The following is a 15,800-nucleotide window of genomic DNA, read 5'->3' on the forward strand; positions in this document are numbered from 1 at the left end:
TCCTGGTGCTCTGCGATGGCGGCGGCAGCAACGCGGCGCGCTCCCTGCGNTTCAAAGAGGACCTGATCGCCTTGGCCCAACGCCTGGGCCTGCGCCTGCGCATCGCCCACTATCCGCCCTATACCTCCAAGTGGAACCCCATTGAGCATCGCCTCTTCAGTCAAGTCGAGCNCACCTGGAGCGGGGTCATCCTCGACTCCCCCGAGACCGCACGGTGGACCGTCGAGCGCACGACCACCGACACCGGGCTGCGCGTCACCGCNCGCATCCTCGATAAATTCTACGCGCTCGGTCGCAAATGCTCCGACGGCTTCCGGGAGATCAAAGATCAGTTTATCCGGCATGACTTGAGCCTTGGACAATGGAATTACGTTGTTGATCCCAACGGTTTCTCCTAATAAAAATGTATAACTAATTTATGCCTCGTTACTTATCGATCTACGGCAAGTAATCCCACTTGCTCAGGCCCGCGATTATCAGATCAGGTTGCGTCAGAAAGAGGAAGTGGTCCGTCAAGCAAGCGGCGGACGACGCGAACTGACGCTAAAGGTGCTTGCACGACATGGCATTATAGAGGCAGGGACGGAAATCGAGATCGTTCCTATCGCTCTCCCTGTCGACCACTCAATTGTCGAACCGAATGTTTTTCGGGCGCGCATCGCGGATCCAACGCAAAGGTCTTCGGTTACCTGGCTGGGGGACGATAATACGTATTCTCTCACGCAGTTGACCCGTAAACTCACCGAAGAGCATGGTGTCAGGTGGTTGGCGCACAATATCGCCAAACATTGGCGGATCGTCGGGCAGACTGAGTCACTATGGAATCAAGCGGAGCGACTGTCGCGTGACCCGGTGTCGCCCGCTTGACTGAAGTCGAGATTCAGGGCGGAGAAGACACCTTCCGGAATTAGGGCGAACAGCTTAGTCATGGCAATGCTCCGGCCGATCGGCAACACGCTCTCGCAGCGCCTTTGAAATACTCTATCACGTCGGTGCGGTTTGTCCGAATCGCGCCTTACCACTGCGAATGCTAAGCAGCGCATAAGCCCAAGCCTTCTGCAGGGTGATCGCGCCGTAACACTCGCGCAACAGGGCAAGCTCAGCCTGCTCTTCAGACGTCAGTCCGGCTGAGCGTTGTCCGAGATCCGAGAGACGCTCTTGCTCCGATTCCGACATGGCGCTGTGAGCGATTGTGAGCAGTGGTCCGTCGCCCAGCCAGGTCATTTCCAGAAGGCGAGCCTGAAGTTCGGATGGTACGTCGTCCAATCCGGGCAAGGCTGCTTCCAGAACTGCGGCGAGCACTTGCTCTAAGGGCACTGCATAAGCCGCGCCGCTTGGTCTGCCTGTCGTACCAGGGAGTCCGGTAAATCCAGTGTCACTGCTGTCATCTCAGTTGCCTCGTCATGGCGTTGCGAACTGTCTTTTCCGTAGGGTTCCAGCCATATCGTGTACGGTCGTCTTCGCGGGCAAGTCGCCGAGTGGAGATCGCCAGGTTGCGAAGACGTTTTCCTGGACCACACCGGAGATCTGCACCCCGTCCTTCAAGCTCCAATCTACGCGGCCTCCTTCACTGGTACCATGTTGCCGCGTTTGCTGACAGCCAGAATCTCGATGCCGACGATATGTCCGTTTGCATCATAGTCGGCGATGATGCCGGGTTCGATCTCTTTAGTTGCCTCGAGCTCGGCGGAAGTAATCTCAAAATAGGCGGCATCAGCCACCGGGTCGAATTCGAGTTTCATAGTGGGGGCTGGTGAAGGGCAAGGTCCCACCGCGGGCTGGTTCGCCGGCTAGAGAGGCGGTGTCGTAGTCGGTGAGGACGATGGTCCCGCCCTGAACGATGAGGTTCTTGGGACTGACATCGCCATGGACCAGTCCGACCCGGTGCAACTCGCTCAAGGCGGCGCACAGGTCCAGCAGCCAGCGGTAGGCCAGGGCCTCGGCGCTATCTTCACCCAGTTCTTCCACATAGAGGGTCAGGAGCCCGGACAGATCCTGCAAAGGCTGGCCCTCCACCCATTTCATCAGCGCGAGGAAGCGGTCGGGCGGTCGGTCGGATTGGGGGCTCGACCCAGTTCCAGAATGCCGCGGACCGCGTCGGCGCCGGGCTCCCCGTGCTCGAACAAGGTGAGCAGGGAGGCGCACAGGGCGGCGATGTCGGAGCGGGCGTCGGCGGCGGCCAGTCCACCGTGGCGGACCTCCTCGGCCAGGAAGGGCTCGAGGTTGCCGAAGTCGACCTGAGCCGAGGCAAGGGTTTCGGCGTCCTGGAGCCGGGTCAGGTTGAAGTCGGTGAACAGGGGTTGATTGTTATGACGGACGCGCAGGCTGTTCGGAGATAGACGGCGGTGGACGAGCGCCGGCAGGTTCTGGTCTTGCGGCTGATGGAATTCTCGCAAGGCCGCCAGCGTGGTCCGGGCATAGGCCAGGCGTGACGGAAGGTCCCAGCCGACATCCTTGGACCGCTCGGCAATGGTCGGGGCAGCCGGGTCGACCAGGGAGTAGAAGACCAACTCGCCGGGATAGCCTTCAGCCTCCTGGAAGGAGTCCAGCAGGCTGGGGACGTAGGGGCTTTTCTGCCAGCGCTGGATGGTGTCGAATTCCCGTTTAGCCAGCTCAAGGGCCTGTTTCTCTTGGGTGGCCGACAGGTCATACAGATGCAGGATGACCCGATCGCGACGGGTCGGGTGCTGGCCGCGGTAGCTGCGGTGGAAGGCGTCGACCCCATTGCTGGACGGGTCGGACAGGCGCTCCAGGTTTGACAGGCCGGCGAAAGTCCGCAATTGGCCGCTCAACGCAACCGGGACTCTGGGTTCCAGCAAGCGGGCGGCCAGCGCGATCTGATCGGAGGGCAACTGGGTCCGACCGCTTGCCGCCACCAGATCCAGGCCTTCCGATAACCCAAAGACAGCAACACCACGAGGACTTGGACGCTTGGCCGCGTCGCAGCGGACGACGCCGCGGGTCAGGAGCAGCCGCGCAGCGACGAAGCCGGGGTCGAGCCGCGAGCGCAGTTTGCCGGCCACACGCTTCGCTTTGGCGTCGATCCGGTCGGCCTCGCGCTCGGCGATCTGCGGGTTCTTGCGCAGGTACTCGAGGTCCCAATGCTTGATCTCGACGACAAAGACACCGGGCGGGCCGATGATGACAGCGTCGATTTCGTCCGAGCGGACGCTGGGGTGCTGAGCGTGATTGAGGTTGGAGAGGATGATCCAGTCGCCTTCGGCGCCCTGGAGCGTGACACGCAGGCGTTCGCAGGCGATGCGCTCGCTCTCGTTGACGGCGATCCCGCAGGGGATGTGACGGACCATCGCGGTGTCTCCCTTGTTTCCTTGCATCCTGGAATCGGAGTTGCTCCGGGAGTCGACCTTATCAGGGCGTTAACGATCGGGCAAGAGGACTCAGGTGTCTTACTTGCGCCTTGTCTCGCTAGCCGTGCAAGTTTATCCTCCGATTAGCTAATCGGGGACTAACCATGCAAACCCAGTTCAACATTCACGAAGCCAAGTCACACTTGTCCCGGCTCATCGAACAGGTGGAGGCCGGTGGCGAGGCCGTCATCGCCCGCGCCGGCACGCCGGTCGTGCGCCTGGTGCTGGTCGGTAAGGCACCGCAGCGGCGCGTGCTCGGTCGGCTGGAAGGCTGCTTCAGTCTGCCTGACGAACATGCACCGCCGATCCCGGAGACCCCGGATGACTTCACCGACGCTGTCGAGGGCCGCTGATGCGGGTGCTGACCGACACCCACATCCTGCTGTGGGCCTTGTTGCGGCCCGCGCGGCTCGATGCTGCGTGCAGGGACGTGCTGGAATCACCCGAGCACCGAGTCTTCTTCAGCGCCGTCAATATCTGGGAGATTGCGATCAAGCGTGCCCTCGACCGCCCGGATTTCGACGTGGAGCCTGATACGATCCATCGCGCGGCACTGGCAACCGGCTTTCGCGAGCTGCCGATATCCGCCGTCCATGCCGCTGCCGTCCGTCACCTGCCAGTTCATCATCGCGATCCGTTTGACCGCCTGCTGATCGTCCAGGCGCAAACCGAGCCGCTGCTGTTAATGACCGATGACCCACTGATCAACCTCTACCCGGTTCAGCGGATTGGCGGGGTCGCAGCCGGCAAGAAGGCGTAGGCAAACGATCAGGTCTTACCTCCTGCGCGTCTTCGCGCTGAATCTCTCGGGAATGAAGGGTTCCCTTACTCAGGGAATTCCCTTAGTATCCGGCCATCCGCAAACGACCGACCGACTTCCCACCCCCATTCCCTGGGCAGGAGGAAGCAGGCCGGCCAAAATAAACGGTTGATAGTGATGAAAAAAACCCTGATCATGTCGGCTCTGGCGACACAACTGATCGGCGCCGAAGTCGCGGCCCGCACCGGTTTCATGCAGGAGCAGTCAGGTTCCTCCCAGGCCGGTGTGGCCTCCTATTACGCCGACCGCTTCCACGGGCGGCGCACCGCCAGCGGCGCCCGCTACGACCGTAATGGGTTCAGCGCCGCCCATCGCACGCTCCCCCTGGGGACCCAGGTGCGGGTGACCGATGTCGGCTCCGGCGAGAGCGTGGTAGTGCACATCAACGACCGTGGTCCTTTCAGCCGGGGCCGCGTCATCGACCTCTCGCGCGCCGCCGCCTCCGAGATCGGGCTCACCCGCAAGGGCGTTGCCAAGGTCCGACTGGAGGTCTTGAACAAATCCAAATCCGAACCACTCACCCTGAACGACGTGTTCTGACGGCCCGCACGCCCACCTTCCGTGTCGCCCCGACAGCCGCATCACCCGGCGCTGATCGGGTCGGCGCTCCCAGAAAGCAACCGAAATTGCGTCGCGATTTGGATGGGTTTCGCCGCGCTCTACCCAAATTGACGAAACCTGCGCGATCTGCGGCGACTCCAGACGGCGATTACCCCTTGCGCTCGGCGCGGCGCGGTTCCTTGAAGAGCAGCGGCAGCACATCCTCGTAGCGTGAAACGAAGTGGATGCGGAATCCCTTGCGGACATGCTCCGGAACTTCATCGAATTCGCCGCGGTTGTCCTCAGGGAGGATGAGTTCGCTGATTCCGGCGCGGCGGGCGGCGATGAGTTTCTCGCGGACGCCGCCGATGGGGAAGACCTCGCCGGTGAGGGTGATCTCACCGGTCATGGCGATGCGCCGCACCGGCTCGTTGCGGGCGAGCGAGAGCAGGGCTGAGGCCATGGTGATGCCGGCGGACGGTCCATCCTTGGGGGTGGCACCGGCCGGAACATGCAGGTGGATGAAGGCTTTGTCGAAAAAGGATGGCTCGGCCCCCAGGTCGCGCGCGCGGCTGGCGACGTAGGTGTAGGCGATCTCGGCGGACTCTTTCATCACATCGCCCAATTGGCCGGTGAGCTTGAAGCCGCGCGCCTGTTCATGGGCCCGTACCGCCTCGATGGACAGGGTGGCACCACCCATGGCGGTCCAGGCGAGACCGGTGACGACACCGGGACCGGAGAGCTTACGCTCGTCGCGGAAGACCGGACTGCCGAGATAGCCCTTCAGGTCATCGGGTGTGATGATGATGGGTGTCTCCTGCCCTTCCAGCAGGCGCACCGCCACTTTGCGCACGATCTTGCCGAGTTGCTTCTCCAGGCGGCGCACGCCCGCGTCGCGGGCATAGCCGTCGATCAGCGGGCGCAGGGTCGCGGTGTCGAGTTTGATGGTGTCCTTGGCCAACCCGGCCCGGTCGAGCTGGCGCGGCAGCAAAAAGCGCCGGGCGATCTGGAGCTTCTCCTCGGCGATGTAGCCGGCAAGCGAAATCTGCTCCATGCGGTCCAGCAGCGGCCCCGGAATGCTGTCGGTCTGATTGGCGGTACAGACGAACAGGACCTTGGAGAGATCGAAGCGCAGGTCCAGATAGTGGTCGAGGAAGTCCGAGTTTTGCTCCGGGTCCAGGACTTCCAGCAGGGCCGAGGCCGGATCGCCATGGTAGGAGGCGCCGATCTTGTCGATCTCGTCGAGCATGATCACCGGATTGGCGGTGCCCGCGTCTTTGATGGCCTGCAGGAATTTGCCGGGCATGGCACCGATGTAGGTACGCCGATGGCCCTTGATCTCGGCCTCGTCACGCATGCCGCCCACCGAGAACCGATAGAAGCGTCGACCCAGGGCATCGGCGATGGAGCGGCCGACCGAGGTCTTGCCCACGCCGGGCGGACCCACCAGCAGGATGATGGAGCCGGCGATCTCGCCCTTGTGGATGCCAACCGCCAGGAACTCCAGGATGCGCTCCTTCACATCCGCCAGCCCATAGTGGTCGCGGTCCAGAATGCGGCGGGCGCGCTTCAGGTCCAGTTTGTCCGCGGAGTGCTGCCCCCAGGGCAAGAGCGTGATCCAGTCGAGATAGTTGCGGGTCACCGAGTATTCCGGCGAGCCGGTCTCCAGGATCGCCATCTTCTCGAGTTCCTCGCCGACGCGCTTCTCGGCCTCCTCCGTGAGTGTGAGTTTGGTCAAACGCGCCTTGAACTTATCCACCTCAGCGGTCCGGTCATCCTTGGCCAGCCCCAACTCCTTCTGGATGGCCTTGAGCTGCTCCTTCAAGAAGAACTCGCGCTGCTGCTTCTGCATCCGCTCCTCGACCGAGTGGCGGATCTTTTGCTGCGCCTTGGCCAGTTCCAGCTCATTGTTGAGCAACACCAGCACCTTTTCCATGCGCGGCAGGAGCGGCACCGCCTCCAGCACCTCTTGCAACTGCTCTTTCTTGGAGGTGGTGAGACTGGCGGCGAAGTCGGACAGGTGCGAGGGATCATCCGGGCCGAAACGGTCCAGAAACATGCGCAACTCTTCCACATACAGCGGGTTGAGCGGCAGCAGTTCCTTGATGGTATTGATCACCGCCATCGCATAGGCGCGCACCTGATCGTCCGGCGGACCGGCGGGCTCGGGCAGATAGGAGACCCGGGCATTGAAGGGAACCTCGCCATGGACCCAGCCTTCGATATGGAAGCGCTGCAGGCACTCGATCAGCACCTGCAAATGGTCATCCTGACGGTGCACCCGATGCACGCGGCAGGCGGTGCCGACGGTGTAGAAGTCCTTGGAGCCGGCCTCCTCCGAAGTCTCGCTGCGAACCAGCACGACGCCGAGGATCTTGTGCTCGGTGGCGCCGACCGCCTCGATGGTGGACGACCAGTGCTCCGCCGCCATCATGAGCGGCACCGCCTGACCAGGGAAAAAGGGTCGGGACGCCACCGGTAACAGATGAATCTGTCCCGGCAACATGTCGCCCGACCGCGCCAACTGAATCTGCCCGCCCGCCGCTTGGTCGGGGCTGTCCTCGACATCCGCGCTTTCCATGTCCAGGCTGTCCGCTACCACGCTGTCCGACTCAGGCATTCACGTCTCCCGGGCACTAGCCCGTTGCTGATTGAACCCGCGCCCTAGCGCACCGCCAGCGGCGCCGCATGGGGGGCTAATACCTTGTTATCTATAGGCGGATTTCAGGGCGCGGCGCGGGAATTGCAAGCGGGTTCTGCATCCGGGCGATGCACGGCATTGGCCAACCGGATGAAGCCGGCCACGTCGACGGTCTCCGCCCGCTGCCCTGGATCGATCCCGGCGGCGGCGAAGACACTCGCATCCGCCAGCCCCAACAGACTGTTGCGCAAGGTTTTACGACGCTGGGAAAAGGCCGCGGCGACCAGCCGCGCGTGCCCGGCCGGATCGACCAGGGGGTGCGGCAGGGGCCGCAAGGGCCGCAAACGCAGCAAGGCGGACTCCACCTTGGGGGCCGGGGTGAAGGCTCCCGGGCCGATCCGGAACAGCAATTGCGCATCACACCAGGTCTGCACCATCACCGAGAGCCGGCCATAGACCTTGTTGCCCGGGTCCGCGGCGATGCGCTCCACCACCTCGCGTTGCAGCATCAGATGCATGTCGGCGATGCACTCGGCCTGCTCCAGAAAGCGGAACATGAGCGGGGTCGAGATGTTGTACGGCAAATTGCCGACCAGCCGCAGCGACGCCGGCCGCGGCGCCAGGGTGCACAAATCGAAGCGCAGCGCATCGGCACTGTGGATGCGCAAGGCTCCGACCCCGGCCAGGCGCTCCCGCAGCGGCTCGATCAGGTCGCGATCGAGTTCGATCGCGTCCAGCGCGCCGGCCTGCTCCAACAGACCCCGTGTAATGGCGCCCTGCCCTGGGCCGATCTCGACCAGAGACTCCCCAGGGCGCGGACGGATAGCCTCGATGATGCGGCGGATGGTACCGGGGTCATGAAGGAAGTTCTGGCCGAAACGTTTGCGCGCTTGATGCATAACCCACAGTGTGGCCGAATCAGCGACCGGAATCGAGCCTTACCTCAATAAACCCAGGGCACGAACTTGCGGACCTTGAGCGCGTAACCGGCGTACTCGGGATGACGCTCGGTCAGCCAGCTTTCCTCCTTGGCCGCCTTGAAGTCGAAGAACAGAAAACCGAGGATCAGAATCGCCAAGTGACTGAGACTCAGGGTATAGAAGACCCAACCCAGGGCGACGAACAACTGGCTGCTGTAGAGCGGGTGACGGATGAGCCCGTACACGCCTGTCGTCACCAGCCGGCTGTGGTCCACCGGGTAAGGCAAGGGCGTCAGGTACCGGCGAATGCCCAGCGAGCCGAGCGTGCCGAAAGCCGCGCCGATGACACTCAGGATCAGCAGAGCGACCCACCGGGGCTGTATGGTCGCGGCCAGCAGGTCCGGCGTCAGCCAGGGGTTCCAAATCGGGACCATGACAAAGACAAAGACGAGTGCGAACTGAACGGCGACCAGGAGTTCGCCGCGCCGGCCGTGCCAGGCGGCCGCAGGTGTTGACGGGGCGCCGGAGCGCGGATCGGGAGACATGGATCATCCTGCGGGTTATGATGTGGTGGAATCAAGGTGCGGGCGCGCCGCCGCAAGGCAAGGCGGCCGGCGCCGCTCGGCAAGCCAACCGGGGGCGGCCTACCCCGCTCCCGCGAACCCCGCGAATCCGTAGTACCCGCGAGCGACCATCCTTGGCGCTGGATTCCGACATCCTGCCGGTATATAGCGTTCGCACTTGATATCCAGACAGACCTTCGTGTCGGGGCGGGGCGGGTTTGAAACCCGCCCCTACGTCCGGTTATCACGTCCGAAGGCTATACACCGCAGATGTCCCCTTCAGGTCTTGTGCCGGTCCGTCAGCGCTTGGGCAAGCCAGGTGATCTGACAGCGCCCGCCGTCGTCAAGGACGCTCGCGCCAGGTGTCGCAACCTCGATCAGGTGCAGCCGCACCGGCTCACCCAGCCCGACCGTCACCCGGCGTAAGGCGCCCAAGTCGACCGACCAGTCGGGACTGCCGCTGCGGCGCACCGCCACGTCCGTGGCACCGTCGCGGTCGAAGTCGCCGATCACGAAGTGCACCCGCGGCTGGTGCGCCACGGAAACCTCACCAACGATGCTGTCGCGGCACACCTCCAGTGAGAACTGGGATCCCGCCACGACAACATTGATCACGGGTTCGAAGCGGCCGCTGATGGCAGCATCGCTGAGTGCGCCCTCGACGATCATCTGTCCCAGGGCACCGATCAATCCGGTCAGATTGGCCTCGGGCTCGCGCGCAAGCGCGGCAGTGAGCCCGGTCAGATCCTCGGCAGCACCGCCACGGATCATCCGGACAGGCACAGACGCACAACGACCCGATTGGAGCTGGGAGGCTCGATCAAGGTTGAGCGTCGCGGCGGCCGCGCTGAGCAATGACAGGCTCAGCGCGATCACGACCAGGAGAATGCGTTGGCTGTACGTGTTCATTCGTCGATCTCCATATTTTCTTATCGCGGCATCCGGTCTGGCGATCTGCAATCCGGTGGGCGGATCGCGAACCGACCCTCATCCCGATTGACCCGGCTCCGCTGCCTGAAGAGCAGCAATAACCGTACCGCCTACATCAGTGCCAACCACAGGCGCCTGTTCATCCACAACGCCACGCGGAGTTTATCAGCGGCCGGCTGTATTTCAAGACTTTTCGACCAGATCACAGAAATCCTGGATGACCCGACTCAGGGCCGGTACCGCCGGCGCCGCTGACCCAGGGAGGCCTGGCCTGACCCTGGCGTCATCAATGGACAATTTGCGTCACGCTCCCGCGCCACGGAACCGAACAAGACCACCAGCCGCCAGCGATGACGCTCGGCGACCGGTCTGATTGCCGTGCGCAAAGCAGCCGGATCTGGAGCCGCGGGCAAGTCGCTTGCGGTGGTCATGGGTGCGGCGGAGGATCCACCGCATCAGCCGGACACAGGGCTTCCGGCACCGGACCCTCCGTCAGGATGGGCTTGATGGCATGTAGGATGTTGGCGAACAGGTGGGGGTGCCCGGATTCCTCCCGCGCCAGCAGCGCTTTCATGTACTCCCGACGGGTCGGCATGGAGAAACAGGCCGGGCAACTGTCGGGCACCACCGGCAACCCGGCCGCGCGGGCAAAATCCGCCGTCTGGCGCTCACGGCAATAGGCGAGCGGTCGGATGATGCGAATGTCCCCCGCATCGTTGACATAATGAGCCTTCATGGTCCGCAACTGGCCGCCGTGGAAGAGCGACATCAGAAGGCTCTCCGCCAGATCGTCCAGATGCTGGCCCAGCGCCAAGACGTTGTACCCCTGCTCACGGCAGATGCGGTACATGATCCCGCGCTTCATGCGCGAACAGTAGGCGCAGAACGAATCGCCGTCCATATGCGTGCGGGCCTGCTCCATGAGCGGCTGGCGCTCGTAGTACCCAACGAGCCCCAGACGCGCGTAATAATCCGGCAAGTGCGATGGATCGAATCCAGGCACCTGCGGATCGACCGTCAGCACCGCCAGCTCGAAACGCACCGGAGCATAGGTCTGCAGATGATGCAGGATCATCAGCAGCGACAGCGAGTCCTTGCCGCCCGAAACACCGAGCAGGATGCGGTCACCGTCGCGGATCATGCCGAAGTCGGCAATCGCGCGGCCAACCTGGCGCAACAGGGATTTCGGCGGCTTGGGGAAAGACTCGGTCATCACTGGCAAAACGGTGTTCTCATGCGATGGTCAAAGCCAGCTTGCCGGTCACATGGCCGTCCTCGATCAGGCGATGGGCCTCCTGCACCTGCGCCAGTGGGAAGGTCTGCGAAACATGAATCCGCAGTTCCCCCGTGTCGATCATCTTGCCGCAGCGACGCAGGATCTCGCCCTGGTGGGCTCGCGCCCGCGGCAGATCGCGCAGTTGCGGCGTCAGCATCAGTTCCAGACTGATGCGCAGGTTGCGGTTGCGCGCCTCCTTCAGGTCCAGGTCCGGACCCGGGTCCAGAATGGTCACCAGATTGCCGTAGGCCGCCATCGCCGGAATACTGGCACGGAAGCACGCGGGTCCCACGGTGTCGAGGGCGATGTCCACCCCGCGCCCGCCGGTCCAGTCCATCACCGCCTCGAGCAGATTCTCCTCCCGGTAATTGATGCAGTACTCGGCCCCCAGGGCATGGGCAAAGTCAGCCTTCTCCGGGCTGCTGACCGTAGTACAGACCCGCGCCCCGGCAGCACGCGCGAGTTGAATCGCGACATGCCCGACCCCGCCGGCACCGGCATGGATCAACACTGTTTGATCCGGCAGCAAACCGGCCCGGTCAGCCAAGGCTTCCCAGGCGGTGAGCAGCACCAACGGGGCCGCGGCGGCCTCGACGAAACTGATCCCGCGCGGCTTCGCCTGAGCAAACTGATTGTCCAGGCAAATGTAGTCTGCATAGTTCCCGACCGGCCCGCCCAGTCCGCCGTGACAGAACCAGACCTCGTCACCGACCTTGAACCGGGTGACCTCGGCACCGACCGCCTCCACCACGCCGGACCCGTCGCAGCCCAGGACGGCCGGCAGCCCGTCGGGAAGGAGCGGTCCGCGTGCGCGGATCTTGGTATCAACCGGATTGATTCCGGCCGCGACCAGCCTCACCAGGATCTCGGTCGGGGTCGTCAGCTCCGGCCGCGGACGCTCCGTCAACTCAAGCACCGCGGGCCCGCCGGTTTCACGCATCTCGATGACTTTCATGAAAACTCCCCTCGCGTCGTTGTTATGTTCCGGAGCGACCAGCGCCGCGCGCTGCCCGCCCCATGCGCCAGGAGGTCGCGCCAAGCACCTCAGAAGCAACAGTAGCCTTGAGCGCACCTGTCTGACAACACCAGAGCGCACCGCGAGTTCGCAACGCCAGGGCACCACGCCAGCCCGCGACGGCGACCGTATAGCCGTCGAACGTGATAACCGGACAAGGGACGGGTTTCAAACCAGCCCCTTGCCAAGGGTATGCCTGGATATCAGGTGAGAAGGCTATAGCCCCGCGCCTGAGCCGACACCGACCCATCCCGCAGCGGCCCGATGACCGGTACAATTCGGCAACACGCAGACGATAAGGATCGAGACCATGAGCGACCCGACGGACCTCAATGACCTGACGGGCCAGATCGCCGAACTCCAGGCCCGGATCGCACGGTCGGCGGTGGTCCGGCAGCAGTTGATGACCACCCAGGACGACTTGAACCGCACGCTGGAGCGTTTTGCGGGCATCCAGTCCTACAACACCCGCGCCATCGCCGTGCGTGACCAAGGCGTGTTTGCCGAAATCACGGCCGAAGCGGTAATGGAGTTGTTCGACCTCAGCTTCGGGCTGCTGTGGCTGACCGCGCCCGACGGCACCCTCGCCGAGCACCCGGCCGCCGTCGTCGGGATCGCGCCCGCGACCATCAGCGCCGCCGCGCTGGGCACCCTGCTCGCCGACGCGCGCTTTCGGCGCGACCACACCGGATTGTGGAGTCCGCAAGCGCATCCCCTGCTGCGGGACCTGGGATTGCGGCAACTGGTCGCGAGCGCCTGTATCGGCCCCAGCGAGACCGGCTTCGCGGTCGTCCTCGGCGGGGTCACGGCGCGCGAAAACACCGGCTGCCACGAACTGACCGCCGCGCAACTCGAGTCATTCACCGTCTTCGCTCAGCAAATCGGCGCACTGCTTCAGAACCGCAGCGATCAGGCGCTCATCGAAGCCCAGCGCGAGCGGGCCGAGGCCGCCAGCCGCGCCAAGAGCGAGTTCCTGGCGACCGTCAGCCATGAACTATTCACTCCAATGAACGGGGTACTCGGCATGCTGCATCTCCTGCAGTCCGACAACCCCACTCCGGAACAGGTCAGACACATCGTCCTGGCGCAGCAGGCCGGCGATCGGCTGCTGCACATCATCCAGGATATCCTTGACATGTCGACGCTCGAAGCGGGCGCGCTGGAGCCTCGCTATGCCCCACTGGAACCCGGTGCCGAACTTCAGTCGGCGGCCGAATCGCTGCGTGACCGCTGCACGGCCAAGGGCTTGAACCTGGTCGTCACCCATGACCCGGCACTGCCCACGCACCTGCTGGGAGACGCGCGGCGGTTGCGCCAGATTGCCGGCAACCTGATCGACAATGCGATCAAATTCACCGACCGGGGCACCGTGACCGTCGCCATCGGCGGTGCCCCCCTGAGCGATGATCGCTATGAACTGATGCTCGCGGTGTCCGACACGGGAATCGGGATCAGCACCGAGATCCAAACCCGACTCTTCACCCCCTTCACCCAGGCCGACGCCTCATTCACCCGACGCCACGGCGGCGCCGGGCTCGGACTCGCGATCTGCCGCCGACTGCTGGACCTCATGGGCGGCCGCATCAGCGTGGACAGCCAGCCCGATCAGGGGGCCTGCTTCAAGGTCCAGGTGCCCTTGTCCATCAGTCACACGACAGGCGCCGCGCCGCGGTCCCCGGCACCGGTGCCGCCCGCGCCGCCGCGGGTTCTGCTGGTCGAGGACAATCTGGTCGGCCAGAAGGTGGCCACGGCCATGCTTGAGCGGCTTGGCTGCTCAACACTGATTGCGAGCAATGGCTTGGAGGCACTGGACACGTTCGGCCGGGGCGGCATCGAGGTCGTCCTGATGGATGTGCAGATGCCGATCATGGACGGCTTCGAAGCCACGCGTCTCCTGCGTGACCTGGAAGCCGAACGGGGCTGGCCGCGCACCCCGGTGCTGGCCCTCACCGCCAACACCCTGGACACGGATCGTAATGCCTGTCTGGCGGCCGGCATGGACGACTTTGTCGCCAAGCCGATGACCAAGGCGGGGCTCCGCGACGCCCTGGGGCGGTGGGTGGACATCGGATCCTGAGAAGAGCAATGCAATCGCGCGAGCGCACGCTCCGCCGAGGGGTGCCGGCCAGCCGAGGCGCCGGCCGACTGGAGTCCAAGGCTTCAGCCTTGGATCGGCAGCCCAAGGCTGAAGCCTTGGACTCCAAAATGTGCACCGCTGGCCGGAACGATGACCAAGGCCGGAATCGGCTTGCCCCGACTGCCCGCGGGCGGCGATCATCCCGCATATCTCGATCAGCGGCGGCGCGGCACCCTCAGTTGGACTTTCACTTCTCCCCCATCGGCTTCATCCGCTCCCCCTACACCGACAAGTTCGGTATCCCGCGGCAGGCGGGACTGGTCACCGCCGCGCAAGCGCGTCTGGACCTGCTGCCGGACTATGCTCGCGAGGAGGCCTTCAAGGGGATCGAGGGCTTCTCGCATGTCTGGTTGCTGTTCGTCTTCCATGACGACTGCCTGACCGCCGGCTGGCGGCCGACGGTCCGCCCGCCCCGTCTGGGCGGACGTGAGCGGGTGGGGGTCTTCGCCAGCCGCGCGCCCTATCGGCCCAACCCGATCGGACTATCCGCGGTGGAACATCAGGGACTGGAACGCACACCGACCGGCCTGGCCTTGCGCCTGCGCGGTGTCGATCTGCTCGACGGCACCCCGGTGCTCGACGTGAAGCCTTACGTCCCCTACGCCGACGCCCTGCCCGACGCGCGCTCCGGGTTCGCGACGGCCGGGCATGCGCAGGACTGGGTGGTGGAGTTCAGCCCGGCGGCCTTGCACGGCCTGACGCGCGCCGACCCGGACGGCAGCCGGCAACTGCGCCAACTCATCGAACAGGTGTTGGCCCAGGACCCGCGGCCGGGGTACATGGACCGGTATCCGCAACGCGATGCCTTCACCCTGCGGCTCTATGACCTGGAGTTGCGCTGGCAGGTGGTGGGGCGACGCGCCCTGGTGGTCGGGCTGGACATCGCGGAGGAAGGTGCGACGGTCGGTTGAGCTTGGGCGATCGGTCCGCGATTTAGGAAGGAACCATCAGTCGCTGGCTCCTAGAGTTCATCCTGGTAACCTTGTTCGTTGCGTGTCATCCTGGATTGCATGAGTTCGATCAACGTATTAGCGTATCGTCTGGAAGAGGATGCAATCTGTTAGCATGGCGAATTATTAATGCGTATGATCCGCAAACTTTTTTGAGCGGGCTTGTTAGCCCAACAATTGGTCATACTCGGCATGACTGCCAATCCAAAACCACTGCACACCGTCTGGGACGGGTACGCCAAGAGCCCGAAAATGCTTTCCCACACGAACGCTTCGATACTGTCCATTCTTGACTTGTTTGAAGCGCAGGGACGGATGCGACGGGTCTTGATGCAAGAGTTCGTAGTTCGCTCTTGCCAACTGCTGAATGGACTCTGGAAGATCGTCGAAACATCCCCAGAACTTGGTTGATGCGTAGTGTTTCAAATTTCCCTAACCGGCCCTGAGCGGTACTCGGCGAGCGCTTCTGCCGCCAAGGCGTCCAACTTACCAGCTTGGGCATCTGCCTCTATTTGGCGGTCCCAGGCATCGGCGTCCCACTCCTGAAACCAGCGGCGAAACTCGTAAAGCTCCACTTCAGATAACGCCTGAACCTGAGCTTCGATTCTTTCGAGTACAGTCATTTCGGTTGCCTCTAATG

At 63.8% G+C, this 15,800-nt stretch carries 18 protein-coding genes; 6 read left to right on the top strand and 12 right to left on the bottom strand.

Annotated features, from left to right (window positions below; genetic code table 11):
* Positions 1-5: 5 nt before the first annotated feature.
* Positions 6-398, top strand: coding sequence for an ISAzo13-like element transposase-related protein (locus A39O_RS0125130; RefSeq protein WP_456073033.1), 393 nt, complete (start codon positions 6-8; stop codon positions 396-398).
* A 586-nt stretch (positions 399-984) separates the two neighbouring features.
* Here A39O_RS0125130 and A39O_RS35085 read toward each other — a convergent pair.
* The 4 genes from A39O_RS35085 to A39O_RS43705 all read right to left on the bottom strand — a co-directional run bounded on the left by A39O_RS35085 (position 985) and on the right by A39O_RS43705 (position 3,308).
* Positions 985-1,317 (bottom strand): hypothetical protein, encoded by a 333-nt coding sequence (locus A39O_RS35085; protein WP_040528748.1) that lies wholly within the window; start codon positions 1,315-1,317, stop codon positions 985-987.
* A 236-nt stretch (positions 1,318-1,553) separates the two neighbouring features.
* Positions 1,554-1,742, bottom strand: a complete 189-nt coding sequence (locus A39O_RS0125140) for a DUF2283 domain-containing protein (protein ID WP_020507424.1) — start codon at positions 1,740-1,742, stop codon at positions 1,554-1,556.
* Positions 1,714-2,025 (bottom strand): hypothetical protein, encoded by a 312-nt coding sequence (locus A39O_RS0125145; protein WP_020507425.1) that lies wholly within the window; start codon positions 2,023-2,025, stop codon positions 1,714-1,716. The genes A39O_RS0125140 and A39O_RS0125145 overlap by 29 nt, the downstream gene beginning before the upstream one ends.
* Positions 2,025-3,308, bottom strand: coding sequence for an NERD domain-containing protein (locus tag A39O_RS43705; RefSeq protein WP_169338493.1), 1,284 nt, complete (start codon positions 3,306-3,308; stop codon positions 2,025-2,027). Before A39O_RS43705 ends, A39O_RS0125145 begins: the two co-directional genes overlap by 1 nt.
* 164 nt (positions 3,309-3,472) lie before the next feature.
* On the opposite strand from A39O_RS43705, the gene A39O_RS0125155 reads away from it, so the two are divergent.
* From A39O_RS0125155 to A39O_RS35090, 3 genes are all read left to right on the top strand, one after another.
* Positions 3,473-3,721, top strand: a complete 249-nt coding sequence (locus tag A39O_RS0125155) for a type II toxin-antitoxin system Phd/YefM family antitoxin (RefSeq protein WP_020507427.1) — start codon at positions 3,473-3,475, stop codon at positions 3,719-3,721.
* Positions 3,721-4,128, top strand: coding sequence for a type II toxin-antitoxin system VapC family toxin (locus tag A39O_RS0125160; protein WP_020507428.1), 408 nt, complete (start codon positions 3,721-3,723; stop codon positions 4,126-4,128). The genes A39O_RS0125155 and A39O_RS0125160 overlap by 1 nt, the downstream gene beginning before the upstream one ends.
* A gap of 177 nt (positions 4,129-4,305) precedes the next feature.
* On the top strand, positions 4,306-4,728 hold the full coding sequence (locus A39O_RS35090; RefSeq protein ID WP_051088882.1) for a septal ring lytic transglycosylase RlpA family protein: 423 nt from the start codon (positions 4,306-4,308) through the stop codon (positions 4,726-4,728).
* Positions 4,729-4,897: 169 nt separating this feature from the next.
* On the opposite strand, the gene lon is transcribed toward A39O_RS35090, so the two are convergent.
* The 6 genes from lon to A39O_RS0125195 form a co-directional block, all read right to left on the bottom strand.
* Positions 4,898-7,309, bottom strand: a complete 2,412-nt coding sequence (gene lon, locus A39O_RS0125170; RefSeq protein ID WP_211211716.1) for an endopeptidase La — start codon at positions 7,307-7,309, stop codon at positions 4,898-4,900.
* A gap of 143 nt (positions 7,310-7,452) precedes the next feature.
* Positions 7,453-8,268, bottom strand: a complete 816-nt coding sequence (rsmA, locus tag A39O_RS0125175; RefSeq protein ID WP_020507432.1) for a 16S rRNA (adenine(1518)-N(6)/adenine(1519)-N(6))-dimethyltransferase RsmA — start codon at positions 8,266-8,268, stop codon at positions 7,453-7,455.
* A gap of 44 nt (positions 8,269-8,312) precedes the next feature.
* A complete protein-coding gene (locus A39O_RS0125180) occupies positions 8,313-8,834 on the bottom strand; it encodes a methyltransferase family protein (protein ID WP_020507433.1) in 522 nt (173 codons plus the stop codon).
* A gap of 297 nt (positions 8,835-9,131) precedes the next feature.
* Positions 9,132-9,761 (bottom strand): hypothetical protein, encoded by a 630-nt coding sequence (locus tag A39O_RS0125185; RefSeq protein ID WP_020507434.1) that lies wholly within the window; start codon positions 9,759-9,761, stop codon positions 9,132-9,134.
* Between the two features lie 448 nt (positions 9,762-10,209).
* Positions 10,210-10,995 carry a tRNA 2-thiocytidine(32) synthetase TtcA gene (locus A39O_RS0125190; RefSeq protein WP_020507435.1) on the bottom strand — a complete coding sequence of 262 codons (786 nt, stop codon included), beginning with the start codon at positions 10,993-10,995 and terminating at the stop codon, positions 10,210-10,212.
* A gap of 19 nt (positions 10,996-11,014) precedes the next feature.
* Positions 11,015-12,013, bottom strand: a complete 999-nt coding sequence (locus tag A39O_RS0125195; RefSeq protein WP_020507436.1) for a zinc-dependent alcohol dehydrogenase family protein — start codon at positions 12,011-12,013, stop codon at positions 11,015-11,017.
* A gap of 370 nt (positions 12,014-12,383) precedes the next feature.
* Between A39O_RS0125195 and A39O_RS35095 the strand changes: the two genes are divergently transcribed.
* Positions 12,384-14,150 (top strand): ATP-binding protein, encoded by a 1,767-nt coding sequence (locus A39O_RS35095; protein ID WP_020507437.1) that lies wholly within the window; start codon positions 12,384-12,386, stop codon positions 14,148-14,150.
* Between the two features lie 239 nt (positions 14,151-14,389).
* On the top strand, positions 14,390-15,121 hold the full coding sequence (tsaA, locus tag A39O_RS0125205) for a tRNA (N6-threonylcarbamoyladenosine(37)-N6)-methyltransferase TrmO (protein WP_020507438.1): 732 nt from the start codon (positions 14,390-14,392) through the stop codon (positions 15,119-15,121).
* A gap of 204 nt (positions 15,122-15,325) precedes the next feature.
* On the opposite strand, the gene A39O_RS43855 is transcribed toward tsaA, so the two are convergent.
* Complete coding sequence (locus tag A39O_RS43855; protein WP_083924881.1) at positions 15,326-15,586, bottom strand: ParE family toxin-like protein; 261 nt, start codon at positions 15,584-15,586, stop codon at positions 15,326-15,328.
* The gene (locus A39O_RS0125215; RefSeq protein WP_020507440.1) at positions 15,583-15,783 is read right to left on the bottom strand and encodes a hypothetical protein; all 201 of its coding nucleotides are present in this window, start codon (positions 15,781-15,783) and stop codon (positions 15,583-15,585) included. The genes A39O_RS43855 and A39O_RS0125215 overlap by 4 nt, the downstream gene beginning before the upstream one ends.
* Positions 15,784-15,800 lie beyond the last annotated feature (17 nt).

The organism is Lamprocystis purpurea DSM 4197 (assembly GCF_000379525.1).
Classification (GTDB): domain Bacteria; phylum Pseudomonadota; class Gammaproteobacteria; order Chromatiales; family Chromatiaceae; genus Thiodictyon; species Thiodictyon purpureum.